The 11,815-nt window shown below is 68.2% G+C and carries 11 protein-coding genes; 3 read left to right on the top strand and 8 right to left on the bottom strand.

Annotated features, from left to right (window positions below; genetic code table 11):
* The first annotated feature begins 74 nt into the window (after positions 1–74).
* Positions 75–1,238, top strand: coding sequence for an acyl-CoA dehydrogenase family protein (locus AB7E83_RS03255; RefSeq protein ID WP_428565360.1), 1,164 nt, complete (start codon positions 75–77; stop codon positions 1,236–1,238).
* 28 nt (positions 1,239–1,266) lie between these two features.
* On the opposite strand, the gene AB7E83_RS03250 is transcribed toward AB7E83_RS03255, so the two are convergent.
* From AB7E83_RS03250 to AB7E83_RS03235, 4 genes are all read right to left on the bottom strand, one after another.
* Positions 1,267–2,073 carry an IclR family transcriptional regulator gene (locus AB7E83_RS03250; protein ID WP_428565358.1) on the bottom strand — a complete coding sequence of 269 codons (807 nt, stop codon included), beginning with the start codon at positions 2,071–2,073 and terminating at the stop codon, positions 1,267–1,269.
* Positions 2,073–2,882, bottom strand: coding sequence for an IclR family transcriptional regulator (locus AB7E83_RS03245; RefSeq protein ID WP_428565356.1), 810 nt, complete (start codon positions 2,880–2,882; stop codon positions 2,073–2,075). The genes AB7E83_RS03250 and AB7E83_RS03245 overlap by 1 nt, the downstream gene beginning before the upstream one ends.
* Positions 2,883–2,984: 102 nt before the next feature.
* The gene (locus AB7E83_RS03240; RefSeq protein WP_428565354.1) at positions 2,985–4,190 is read right to left on the bottom strand and encodes a CaiB/BaiF CoA transferase family protein; all 1,206 of its coding nucleotides are present in this window, start codon (positions 4,188–4,190) and stop codon (positions 2,985–2,987) included.
* Between the two features lie 51 nt (positions 4,191–4,241).
* Positions 4,242–5,219 carry a Bug family tripartite tricarboxylate transporter substrate binding protein gene (locus tag AB7E83_RS03235; RefSeq protein WP_428565352.1) on the bottom strand — a complete coding sequence of 326 codons (978 nt, stop codon included), beginning with the start codon at positions 5,217–5,219 and terminating at the stop codon, positions 4,242–4,244.
* A 378-nt stretch (positions 5,220–5,597) separates the two neighbouring features.
* Between AB7E83_RS03235 and AB7E83_RS03230 the strand changes: the two genes are divergently transcribed.
* Positions 5,598–6,740: an acyl-CoA dehydrogenase family protein gene (locus AB7E83_RS03230; protein ID WP_428565350.1), complete on the top strand. Its 1,143-nt coding sequence runs from the start codon at positions 5,598–5,600 to the stop codon at positions 6,738–6,740.
* 128 nt (positions 6,741–6,868) lie between these two features.
* Positions 6,869–7,852: a Bug family tripartite tricarboxylate transporter substrate binding protein gene (locus AB7E83_RS03225; RefSeq protein WP_428565348.1), complete on the top strand. Its 984-nt coding sequence runs from the start codon at positions 6,869–6,871 to the stop codon at positions 7,850–7,852.
* 36 nt (positions 7,853–7,888) lie between these two features.
* On the opposite strand, the gene AB7E83_RS03220 is transcribed toward AB7E83_RS03225, so the two are convergent.
* Genes AB7E83_RS03220 through AB7E83_RS03205 form a run of 4 tightly spaced genes read right to left on the bottom strand, consistent with a single transcriptional unit; the run spans position 7,889 to position 11,640 of the window.
* Positions 7,889–9,022: an NAD(P)/FAD-dependent oxidoreductase gene (locus AB7E83_RS03220; protein ID WP_428565346.1), complete on the bottom strand. Its 1,134-nt coding sequence runs from the start codon at positions 9,020–9,022 to the stop codon at positions 7,889–7,891.
* A complete protein-coding gene (locus AB7E83_RS03215; RefSeq protein ID WP_428565344.1) occupies positions 9,019–9,783 on the bottom strand; it encodes a 2-keto-4-pentenoate hydratase in 765 nt (254 codons plus the stop codon). Before AB7E83_RS03215 ends, AB7E83_RS03220 begins: the two co-directional genes overlap by 4 nt.
* A 4-nt stretch (positions 9,784–9,787) precedes the next feature.
* Entirely contained in the window at positions 9,788–10,699 is a 912-nt protein-coding gene (locus AB7E83_RS03210; protein ID WP_428565342.1) for a TauD/TfdA dioxygenase family protein, read from the bottom strand.
* A gap of 38 nt (positions 10,700–10,737) precedes the next feature.
* On the bottom strand, positions 10,738–11,640 hold the full coding sequence (locus AB7E83_RS03205; RefSeq protein WP_428565340.1) for a TauD/TfdA dioxygenase family protein: 903 nt from the start codon (positions 11,638–11,640) through the stop codon (positions 10,738–10,740).
* Positions 11,641–11,815 lie beyond the last annotated feature (175 nt).

The raw sequence follows: 11,815 nt of genomic DNA, 5'->3' as shown, positions 1-11,815 counted from the left end.
GCGTCCGCTCGACTACATTCCACAGCGGGCGCGAAGCTGCGCCCCCGCGACCCGACCCGGAAGGAACCTCACACATGGCCGTCACAGAAAAAGCCGACCTCGACATGATCCGCAACTCCATCGGCAAGATCGCCGAGGGGTTCGACCTCAACTACTGGAAGCAGAAGGGCGACACCAAGGCGTACCCCTGGGACTTCAAGGATGCGCTTGCCCGCGGCGGCTGGCTGGGCATGTTCATGCCCGAGCAGTACGGCGGCATGGGCCTCGGCCTGGCCGAGGTCGGCATCGTCCTCGACGAACTGGGCCAGCGCTGCGGCTTCAACGCCTGTTCGCTCTTCCAGTATTGGGTCTTTCCTCCCGGCCCCGTCATTCATCACGGCTCGCAAGCGATGAAGGATGAATTCCTGCCTAAGCTCGCTACCGGCGAGGAGATGATGTGCTTCGCCGTCAGCGAGCCCGACAACGGGGTCGACACGTCGCGCCTCACGACCTTCGCGAAGAAGGACGGCAACCGCTACACGGTCCGCGGACGCAAGGTGTGGATCTCGAACGCGCAGCACGCGGACCGGGTCCTGCTGCTTACCCGCACCAGCCCGCGCAACCCCGAGCGCCCCTTCGACGGCATGACCTTGTTCCTCACGCGCCTCAAGGGCAAGAAGGGCGTCGAGATCACCGCCATCGAGAAAATCATGCGCAACGCGGTCGACAGCAACGAGATCGTGTTCGACGACTTCGAAGTGTTCGAAGACGAGATCGTCGGCGCGGAGGGGAAGGGCTTCAAATGCCTGCTCGACGGACTCAACCCCGAACGGATCGCGGTCGCCTTCACCGCCATCGGCCTCGGCCGCGGGGCGCTGAACCTGGCGGTGCAATATGCCAAGGACCGCGTCGTTTTCGACCGCCCGATCGGCCAGAACCAGGCCGTGGCTCACCCGCTCGCCGCCAGCTGGATCCGGCTCGAAGCGGCCTACATGGTGACGCAGAACGCGGCCCGGCTCTTCGACGAAGGCAAGCCCTGCGGCCCGGAGGCCAACGCCGCGAAGTTCCTCGCGTCGGAGGCCGGCTTCGGCGCCGCGGACCAGGCCATGCAGTCCCATGGCGGATTCAGCATGGCGACGGAGTATCACGTCTCGCGCTTCTGGATGGAGACGCGGCACCTGAAGATCGCGCCGATCAGCCAGGAGATGGTGCTGAACTACGTTTCGGACAAGGTGCTCGGCCTGCCCAGGTCCTACTGAGCGGCCTTCTTCGGGAGCCTGGGGCGAGCTACCAGCTCGCCGCGCGCCGGTGCCCCAGAATGACGTCGGTGATGCGCTCGGCGGCCTTGCGCAGGCTTTGCACGTAGGCGTCCGATTCCGCAAGGGGATCGTCCAGATCGAGGATGCTGCCGAGGATCGCCTTGGCCGCGTTGCCTGCGTCGATGGGCGTTGCCGACATGACCGTGCCGCGTCGCGCATCCGGCAGGGTGCAGACGCCGGTGCGCTCCAGTTCGTGGAAGGCGCGGTAGAGTTCCGCCGCGCCGCCGGCACGCCCGGTCGTGTCGGCCGCACGCAGGCGCGCGATGCATTCGGCCTGGGCGTGCGGTCCCTCGGTCCACAGCCATGCGTGGCCCACCGCCGAATGTTCCGGCGAGAAGATCGTCCCTGTGCCGAGGCCCGGCTTCGCGCGGGCGCTGCTGCCGTGGACATAGAGCAGGGCGATCAGGCCCTCGGGCCGCGCGACGCACAGGACGGCATGGCAGCGGTGCTGGTCGACGAAGCCCTGGAGCACCGGCCGCGCGCGCCGCACGAGCTGCGATCCGCTCAGGAAGGCCTGTCCGAGCAGGATCGCCTCGCTGTGGACCCTGTAGAGGTCCGGCTCGGGAAGATGCGCGAGATACTGCGCGTCGCACAGCGTGGCCAGCAGGCGCAGCGCGGAGCCTCTCGGCATGCGGAGCCGCTCGGCGATCTGCGCGGCGCTCAGCATGGGCTCGGCCGCGTCGAAGCAGCGCAGGACGTCGAGGCCGCGCTCCAGCGAACTGGCCTTGCCCGGCGACTCGACCGCGCGGTCGGGCAGCGTGGTGCGCCGCCGCATCAGTCCCCGCCCTCCGGCCCGATGGCGCGAAGGGCTTGCACGATGTCGTCTCGCAGGCCGTTCAAGCGCATGCCGAGCGCTTCCTGCGACCGCGTGTCGAGGTGCCGGAACGCGGGGACCGCGCACGCCAGCACGCAGGTCTCGGCCTCTCCCGGCAGGTGCAGCATGGTCGCGACGCCCAGCAGATCCGGTTCCAGCTTGCTCGCCGCCACGCAGAAGCCGTGGCGCGCGAACTGCCGCAGCGACTGCTCCAGTTCCGCGCGGGTCATGGCGCCCGGATAGGCCTTCTGCACTTCCTTCCAGAGCGAATCGCGGTCCTTGGCCGGCAGCGACGCCAGCCACGCCCGGCCCATGGCGCCATGCGAGAAGGCGACGCGCGATCCTTCCTCCATGCGGATGGTGAGCGCGCCGCGTCCGCGAACCACGGTCTGGCACGCCATGGCCACGCCATCGCGCACCGCCAGCACGATCAGGAGGTCGTTCGCCTCGGCGAAGCGCTGCATGTGGTCCTGCGCGATCTGGCGCACGTACGACGATGCGACGCTGCCGAATCCCAGCGTCAGGACCGACGCGGACAGGCGGTACTGGCCGCGCGCCGGTTCGTAATCCAGATAGCCGAGCTGCAGCAGCATCGCGGTGATGCGGGAGATGGTGGAACGCGCAAGGCCGGTGAGCGTCGCGAGATCGCTGTTGGTCAAGGGCGCGTTTCTCGGGCGGAAGGCTCGGAGCACGGCGAGCCCGCGGGAGAGCACGCGGATTTCGCCGCCGGCCTCCGCCGGCGCCGCGACGGGATGGGCTCTGCTGGACATGACGGAAAGTGGAAACGATCCTAGCAGACCGGAATTTGCGGTCCGCGTGCTTCCTGCGTGCTTCCATGGCGCCCGCTGCGCCGCGAGGTCGGCCGCGTCGGCTCAGACCACGCGCGCTGCGCGAAGCTCGCGGATGCGATCGGGCGTGAACCCGAGTTCGCCCAGGATCGCATCGGTGTGCTCGCCCAGGCGCGGGCCGAGGTGCTCGATGACGCCGGGGTTGCGGCTCAGGCGCGGCACGGTGGCGACCACCGTGACGTCCTTGCCGCTGCTGCTCTTCACCGATTCGAGCGTGCCGCGCGAGCGCACGTGCTCGTTCTCGACGATGTCGCGCACGTTGAAGATCGGGCCCGCCGGAAAGTCGTGGCGCTCGCTGAGCTGCACGACTTCGTCGCGTGACAGGCCGGCGATCCACGCACTCACCACGGCGTCGAGTTCGCGGCGTCCTTCGAGTCGCGCGGCGCCGGTCGGAAAGCGTTCGGCCAGGTCGGGGCGCTCCATCGCCCGGCACAGGCGCACGTACATGTCCTGCGAGGCCGTGGAGAGGGCGACCCACTGGCCGTCCTTCGTCATGTAGTGATTGCTCGGCACCGTGTGCGGGCTGCTCGCGCCTTCGCGTTCGCGGATGAAGCCGGTGGTGGAGTAGGCGGGCACCAGCTCGTCGAGCAGCCGCAGCAGGCTCTCGTACAAGGTCGCGTCGACGACCTGCCCCTTGCCGTGGCGCGCCCGCGCGATGTGCGCGAGCAGCGCGCCCGTCGCCGCGGACTGCCCCGCGATGTAGTCGCCCAGGGCGTGCGTGCCCGGATGCGCCGGCGGGCTGTCCGCATTGCCGCACAGGTAGGAGATGCCGGCGAAACCGTAGGCCACCAGCGCGACGCCGGTGCGCTCGCGGTACAGCCCCGTCTGGCCGTAGGCCGAGACCCGCACGAGGATCAGTCGCGGGTTCAGGGCCTGCAGCACGTCATAGCCGAGGCCCCAGCCCTCGAGCGTGCCCGGCCTGAAGTTCTCGACGAGGAAGTCCGCGGACGCCACGAGCTTCTTGAAGACGTCGAGGCCCGCCTCGGTGCGAAGGTCCAGCGTGAGGCTTCGCTTGTTGCGGTTGTCGTTCTGGAAGCTCAGGCTCGCGTCCTCGCCTTCGAGCGTCGTGCCTATGCGCCGGTACGGGTCGCCCGCGGGCACCTCCACCTTGATCACGTCGGCGCCGAACTCGGCCAGCAACGTCGCGCAGTGCGGCGCCGCGACGCGCGTGCCGAGGTCGATGACGCGCGTGCCGCGCAGGGGAGGGTGCTGGTCGCTGTCGTCCGTCACGAATGGGCCTGTCCTTGGCTGAGGGCTGTGTCGACGTCGATCGGTGTGGCCTTATTCGGCCTCGATCTTCGCGGCCTTCACGAGCACGCCGATCTTCTGCACCTCTTCCCGCTGCGCCTCGGCCAGCGTTTCGGGGCCGGGGGACGCGGGAACGTTGACGCCGAAGGACGGCAGGCGGGACTGCATCTCGGGGTCCTTGATGACGGCGACGAGTTCAGAGCTCAGGCGCGCCAGGACGTCCTTGGGCGTGGCGGCCGGCGCCCAGAAACCGAGCCATGCGGCGTAGTGCACCTTGCCGAAGCCCGCTTCCGAAACGGTCTCGACGTCCGGCGCGAGCGGCGTCCGCTGGTCCATGACCAGTGCCAGGGAACGCAGGCGCCTGGCGCCGCGTGCATCCGCGAGCATGCTCGTGATGGACTCGCACACCACGTCGACCCGGCCGGCCATCAGGTCGGTCAGCGCCGCCGGCCCGGTCTTGTAGGGCACGCGGGTGAGTTCGATCTTCGTCTCGCGCATCACCAGTTCCGCGCAGAGCACCGCGGAACTCGTGCCGGAGCCGTAGTTGATCTTGCCGGGCGAGCGGCGGGCCTCGGCGATGAGATCCTTCATCGTCTTGAACCGCGAGTCGGCGGGGACGGCCAGCGCGAACGGAATCTCGCCGATGAGGGCGAGCGGCGCGAAATCGCGGATCGGATCGACGGGGAAGTTCTTGTAGAGGTGGACGTTCGCCGCCATGCTCGTGCTGGTGCCGATGACGAAGGTGTAGCCGTCCGCGCGGGACTTCGCGGCCGCGGAGACGCCGAGCACGCCGTTCGCGCCCGGCTTGTTGTCCACCACGACGGTCTGGCCGAGCCGCTTCGACAGCAGCGGCGCGATGGTGCGTGCGAGCAGGTCCGTCACGCCGCCCGCGCCCGCGGGAACGATGATCGTCACCGGCTTGGTCGGCCAGGCCTGGGCGTGCGCCGAGGGCGCATGGATCATCAGGCCCAGCGCGGAGCAGGCAAGGCCGATCGCGAGATTGCGGAACATGGGGCTTCTCCAGTTGCGTTGCGTTGCGATGCGATGGCACTGGGCCGAACTGCGCCGCGGCGCCATCGATGCGCGGATCATAGGAAGCGGGTGGACCGGGTCAATCGTCGCTTTCCCTCGGCGCCGTGCGCACCGGCCGGTGGCCGCGAAATGGAATTTGAATTTCGCCCGCCCGTGCGGCACTGGCCCGAGCAGGCATTTCCGATTTCCATTTCTCGCGCATGCGCGTGCGGACTTTCCCCAGCGCGCGGCATGTCCCTCGAATGGAATTTGGCCGTTGTCGGATGGTCGGGCGCTGTCTACGATACCGCCGTCAATCACTCAGGAGTGCGCCTTGAACTTCAAGTCATCCATGGCCGAACGTTGCGGAGAAACGCAATGAACTTCCTCACCGCCGAGCAGGAGATGTGGCGCGAAAACGTACACCGCTTCATGGAGAAGGAAGTCGGCTGCGAATACGTGCAGCGCTGCGACGCCGCCCGCGAATATCCGTATGAGGCCTATCGCAAGGTCGCCGAAGCCGGCTGGCTGCGGATGCTGATCCCCGAGGACCAGGGCGGCGACGGCGGGGCGATCTTCGAGTACGCGCTGATGTGCGAAGGACTCGCCCGCTACGGCTTCGACTTCGCCACGGCCTTCATGGTGTCCACCTTCACGGCGATGAACATCGTGAAGTACGGCACGAAGGCGCAGCAGGACCGCTACCTCGATGCGTTCATGCGCGGGAAGCTTCGCTTTTCCATCTCCATCTCCGAGCCCTCCTCGGGTTCCGACGCGGCGAGCGCGCGCACGCGCGCCACGCGCACGCCCGATGGCTGGAAGATCCAGGGACAGAAGCTGTGGTGCTCGGGCGCGGCCGCCGAGAACGTGGTCATCGCGATGCTCGTGCGCAGCGACCCGGACGCGAAGAAGCACAGCGGCCTGTCGATGCTGCTCGTGCCGAACGACACGCCCGGCGTCGATATCCGCAAGCTCCCGACGATGGCGCGACGGGCCACGGGCACCACCGAGATCTTTCTCGACGGCGCGATCGTGCCCGAGGAGAACCTCCTCGGCGTCGAAGGCAAGGGCTGGGAGATCATCGGCAGCCACCTCGAACTCGAACGCATCGCCGTCGCGGCCGCGTACGTCGGCAACGCGCAGCAGGCGGTCACGGATGCGCTGAAGTACGCGCACGAGCGGATCCAGTTCGAGCGGAAGATCTACGAGTTCCAGGCCATCAAGCACATGCTCGCCGACATGCAGACCGCCGTCGACGCGGCCCGGTTGCTGACGTACCGCGCGGCCGACATGGCCTCCAACGACCAGCCGTGCACGCGCGAAGTGAGCATGGCGAAGCTGTTCGCCTCCGAGACGCTCCAGACGATCACGCGGCAGGGCATGCAGATCCTGGGCGGCCACAGCATGCTGCCGGAGTCGAACATGGAACGCTACTTCCGCGAGGGGATGCAGGCGACCATCGGCGGCGGCACCTCGCAGATCCAGCGCAACATCATCTCGAAGACGATGGGCATTCGATGAGCCTCGGGTAACGACGGGCCGCGGCAGCGGCGCACGGGGGTGGGCGGGTCGCTTCGATTGACAGGGGCGGCCGGCCGCCGTATTCTCTTTTCAAAATAGTGTTCCTATTTAGAAATGGAGTGAACCCCGTGCCTTACCGTTCCAATCGCCGCGCCTTCGCGGGCGCGCTCGCCGTCGTGTCGACGCTGCTGTTCGCCGCGCCGCTCCATGCGCAGGACAACTTTCCCTCGCGGAGCCTGAAGATCGTCGTGCCCGCGACGGCCGGCGGCACCACCGACGTCGTCGCGCGGACGCTCGCGGAGAAGATGTCGGCGAGCATGGGCCAGTCGGTCGTCATCGACAACCGGCTGGGCGCCAACGGCATCGTGGCCGTGAAGGCGGTGGCCGGTTCGCCGCCCGACGGCTACACCATGCTGCTGATCCACACGGCCTACACCCAGAACCTCGCGCTGCGCAGCGACCAGCCTTATTCGCTGTCGGAGATGATTCCGCTCGTGCTGCTCGGCCGCTCCGGAACCGTGCTCGCGGTGCCCTCGTCCCTCGGCGTGAGCACGCTCAAGGACTTCGTCGAATACGTCCGCGCGCGGCCCGGCAAGCTGTCGTACGGCTCGTTCGGCGTCGCCTCCACGGCCCACATCTACGGCGAGATGCTGAGCAACGTCGCCAAGCTCCAGGTGACGCACGTGCCCTACAAGGGCGAGACCGCCGCGTTGAACGACGTGCTCTCCGGCCAGCTCGCGGCCACCTGGGGTTCGGCGGGCACCTTCGAGCCGCACGTGAAGGCGGGCAAGCTGAAGATCCTCGCGATGACGGGGCCCGAGCGCATGCCGCAGTACGCGGACATCCCGACCTTCGTCGAACAGGGCTACCCGATGTTCGACCTCGCGGGCTGGAACGGCGTGTTCGTGCCGCGCGGCACGCCGCCCGCCGTGGTGGACCGCCTGACGGCGGAAGTGCGCAAGGGGCTGCAGTCGCCCGAAGTCACCGCCAAGCTGGTCGGCTTCGGCTTCGTGCCGGTGGGAACGCAAGGCCGCGCGTTCTCGCAGTTCCTCGACGCGGACGTCGCGAAGTGGACGGCCGCGGCCAAGGCCAACAACATCAAGGCGGATTGACGGTCGCCTGCCGGTTCGTTCGCTCCGCGCCGGCGATCAGGGTGGGGGCGCGAGCTTGCTCGCCACGAGCTCCGCGATCGCCAGCGACGAGGTGAGCCCCGGCGACTCGATGCCGAACAGCTGCACGAGTCCGGGCACCCCGTGGTCCGCCGGGCCGGCGATGTGGAAGTCGGCGGCGGGCTCCCCAGGGCCCGAAAGCTTGGGCCGCACGCCCGCATAGCCCGGCTGCAGCTCGGCGTCGACGATGCCGGGCCAGTAGCGCGCGACCGACGCGCGAAACGCGGGAATGCAGGACGCATCCACGTCGAAGTCCGGCGCATCCACCCATTCGACGTTCGGGCCGAACTTCGCCTGGCCGCCCAGGTCGAGCGTGAGATGCACGCCGAGTCCGCCGGGCTCGGGCACCGGATAGACGAGGCGGGTGAAGGGCGACCTGCCCGCGAGCGCCACGTAGCTGCCCTTGGCGAAGCGTTCGCGCGGAATGGCATCGGCGGGAATGCCCGCGATGCCGCGTGCGACCTGCTGCGCCCCGAGCCCCGCGGCATTGACCACGGTTCGCGCCTCGATGCGGGTGGTCTCGCCCATGGCCGCGACGTCGAGCGACACGCCGCGCCGGGTGATGCGTCCGCCCACCACGCGGCTGCCGACGGCCAGCATCGCACCGTGGTGTTGCGCCTCGCCGAGCAGCGCGGTCATGAGGCCATGGCTGTCCACGATCCCGGTGGAGGGCGACAGGAGCGCCGCCGCGCAGTCGAGGCGCGGCTCGAGCGCGAGCGCCTCCGCCCGGTCGAGCCAGCGCAGATCGGCCACGCCGTTGGCGAGGCCCGCGCGTTCGATGGCGCGCAGTTCGTCCAGTTCGCCCGGTCCGGCGACGATCAGCTTGCCGCAGCGCCGGTGTGCGACGCCGTGCGACTCGCAGAAGGTGTAGAGGGCCTGGCGCCCCTCGACGCACATGCGCGCCTTCAGCGAGCCGCGCGGGTAGTAGATGCCGGCATGGATGACTTCGCTGTTGCGCGAACTGACGCCGCTGCCGTAGATGTTCTCGGCTTCGAGCACCAGGGTCTCCCGGCCCTCGCGCGCGAGCCGCGCGGCGATGGCGAGGCCGACGACGCCGGCGCCGATGACGACCGCGTCGAAGTCGCCCGCGGCGTCGCTTTCGATCCCGCTCACAGCAGTGCCAGGGATGCGGTTCCGAGCGGGCCGAAATCGGCGGTGACTTCCCCCGGCCCGTTCACGGTGGCCTTGGCGCATGCGCCGGTCGCGATGAGATCGCCGGCACGGAGCGGCTGGCCCACCGAAGCGCGCCAGTTGGCGAACCACGCGACGACTTCGAGCGGGTCGCCGAGCAGGTCGGCGCCGCGGCCCTGCGCGGCGACTTCGCCGTTCACGGACAGGGTGACTTCGGACGTCAGCAGGTCGGCGTGCTTCCACTCGCGCACCGCTTCGCCGAGGACCAGCAGGCCGTGGCTCGAGTTGTCGGCGACGGAGGAGAAGAGGTGGGGGCCGGACGCGGGATCGAAACGCGAGGCCACCATTTCGATGGAAGGCGCGACGGAAGCGATGAAACCGATCATGTCCTCGCGAGTGTAGCGATGCGCGCGCGCCGGGATGTCGCTGGCGAGGCGCACGCAGTACTCGGCCTCGACGATGACGGACCCGGTCGACGCGGCAGCGTGCGGCGAAGGGTGGATCGCATGCGCGAACAACTGCCCGGCCACCAGCGGCGTGTCGACGGCCCATGTCGCGCGCGTCGTTGCGCTCGTGATACCCGCTTTCCAGCCGGCGCGCGTCCAGCCCTTCAACTGCGCGACGCGGTCCTGGACGGCGTAGCCCTCTTCCAGATTCTTCGGCCGGTCTGCCGCCGCGAGCTTGAGGGGTGCAGAACCGTAGGCCGAGGCGATCGCTTGGGCGGTGCGTGAGATGTCTTCCATGGCCTCAACTGTAGGCCGGCGACTCGAGCGGCGCCACGAGTTCGTCGACGCCCGTGCGCGCGAGCACGCGCCGCTCCTTGAATTCGTCGAACTCGCCCGCGCGGTGCATCGTGCATCGGTTGTCCCACACCAGCAGGTCGCCGACCTTCCATTGCTGCACGTAGCAGAAGGCCGGGGCCGTCGCGTGCTCGGTGAGCTGCCGCAGCAGTTCGCGCCCTTCGTCCACCGGCATTCCGACGATGTGCGAGGCATGGCTGGACAGATAGAGGCTCTTGCGCCCCGTGCGCTCGCTCACGCGCAGCAGCGGATGATGAACGGCGGGGAACTGCCGCTTCTGCTCCTCCGTGAATTTCACGCCGAGCTTGCCGCGCGAGTAGACCGTGCTGTGCTCCGCTTGCAGGGTCTCCAGCTTCTCCTTCATCGCCTGCGGCAGCGCGTCGTAGGCGGCGCGCATGTCGGCGAACTCGGTGTGCCCTTCGGCGCTGGGGACTTCCTTGGCCGAGAGGATGCCGACCTTGCTCGGAATGGCGCGGAAGGTCGTGTCGGTATGCCACATCCGGTTGGCGAGCGAGGTAAGCCGGCGCGGGTTCGTCGCATCGAGCAGCTCGCCGTTCTCGTCGAGGTTGGAGATGTCGTTGAAGTCGTCCCGCGCGATGCGCCGCTTCTGGTTCATCGCGAGCGCGAGGTAGGAGAGGTGCGGCCTGCCGAAGATGTTCGTGAAGCGAATCTGCTGGTCCTCGTCGATGACCTGGTCGGGAAACACGAGCACCGGATACTGCGCCAGCAGTTCCCGGATCGCGTCGGCATCGCGAGGATCGACCTCCTGGCGCAGGTCGAGTCCATGCACCTGCGCGGCGAGGGATGACGAAAGGCCGCGAGGATGGGTTCCGGTCAGCGGGACATGGGTGATGGTCATCGTGGACGTCCTGTTCGTCGAGGCGGCGGCCCGTGGCTTCAGCCGAGTTCGGCCATTGCAGCGGCACGCAGGGGCTGGGCTTCGTTCGCGCTCGTGCGCTGCAGCACGCGGCGGTCCTTGAACTCGTCGTAGGGGCGGCCGCGGTGCAAGGTGGCGGAATCGTCCCAGATCACGAGGTCGCCCTGGCGCCAGGTGTGCGAGAGGACGAAACGCTCCTTCGTCGCATGCTCGGTCAACTCCTGCAGCAGGCGGCTGCCTTCCTCGTAGGGCATGCCTTCGATGTGCGAGGCGTGCGACGACAGGTACAGCGCGGTGCGGCCCGACGCATGCTTGCGCACGAGCGGATGCGCCACGGGCGGGAACGCGGCGCGTTCCTCGTCCGAGAAATCGGTGAAGCCGACGAGGCCGCGCGAATGGAAGAGGCTGTGTACCGCGCGCAGTCCGATCAGGGAGCGCTGGCGTTCGGCGGGCAGTGCTTCCCACGCCGCGCACATGTCGGCGAACTCGGTTTCGCCGCCGGTCGGCGTCACCTCGCGTGCCCAGAGAAAAGTGACGCGCGTCGGGATTTCCTTGTACGAAGTGTCGGTGTGCCAGAGCTGGTTGGCCATCAGGAAGAGGCGGCGGCGGCTCTGGCTCGACCAGATCTTTCCTTCGGCATCGACGTTCGACACCTCGCCGTAGCTCTGGTTGGCCATGGGCCGGCCGAGGTCCTTGCTGAGCGTCTTCATCGCACTCACGTCGAGCGGGCCGAAGTGCGCGGCGAAGCGCACCTGCTGTTCGCCCGAGAAGTCGTGCTGGCCCGGGAAGACGAGAACCAGGTGGCGGTCGAGCGCCTGCCGGATCGACTCGACAACCGCGTCGTCCAGTTCGTCGCCGAGGCGGACGTCTTCGACGGTGGCGCCGAATGAGGGCTGGATCGGGGTGACGGTAAGTGTGGTCATGGGCGTGTCGGGGTGGAACTGTGATTTCGACTGTACTGTTATCAGAACAACGTTTCTTTATTGGAATATATTCTTGCCGGTGTCGGAACGTCCGTCAAGTACCGTTGCACGCGGATCGGCCCGTTGACAGAGATCCTGAAACTCCTCAAAATTCCCATAAACAAACATCATTTCG

It is taken from the genome of Ramlibacter sp., from assembly GCF_050250995.1.
Classification (GTDB): Bacteria; Pseudomonadota; Gammaproteobacteria; order Burkholderiales; family Burkholderiaceae_C; genus Ramlibacter.
Note: the sequence above shows the minus strand (reverse complement) of the source record. Positions and strands in the feature narration are given on the sequence as shown.

Bases quoted from the DNA above. Each gene is read 5' to 3' on its own strand.
- AB7E83_RS03255 (WP_428565360.1), top strand. From the start codon at position 75: ATGGCCGTCACAGAAAAAGCCGACCTCGACATGATCCGCAACTCCATC.
- AB7E83_RS03250 (WP_428565358.1), bottom strand. From the start codon at position 2,073: ATGCGGCGGCGCACCACGCTGCCCGACCGCGCGGTCGAGTCGCCGGGC.
- AB7E83_RS03245 (WP_428565356.1), bottom strand. From the start codon at position 2,882: ATGTCCAGCAGAGCCCATCCCGTCGCGGCGCCGGCGGAGGCCGGCGGC.
- AB7E83_RS03235 (WP_428565352.1), bottom strand. From the start codon at position 5,219: ATGTTCCGCAATCTCGCGATCGGCCTTGCCTGCTCCGCGCTGGGCCTG.
- AB7E83_RS03230 (WP_428565350.1), top strand. From the start codon at position 5,598: ATGAACTTCCTCACCGCCGAGCAGGAGATGTGGCGCGAAAACGTACAC.
- AB7E83_RS03215 (WP_428565344.1), bottom strand. From the start codon at position 9,783: ATGGAAGACATCTCACGCACCGCCCAAGCGATCGCCTCGGCCTACGGT.
- AB7E83_RS03210 (WP_428565342.1), bottom strand. From the start codon at position 10,699: ATGACCATCACCCATGTCCCGCTGACCGGAACCCATCCTCGCGGCCTT.
- AB7E83_RS03205 (WP_428565340.1), bottom strand. From the start codon at position 11,640: ATGACCACACTTACCGTCACCCCGATCCAGCCCTCATTCGGCGCCACC.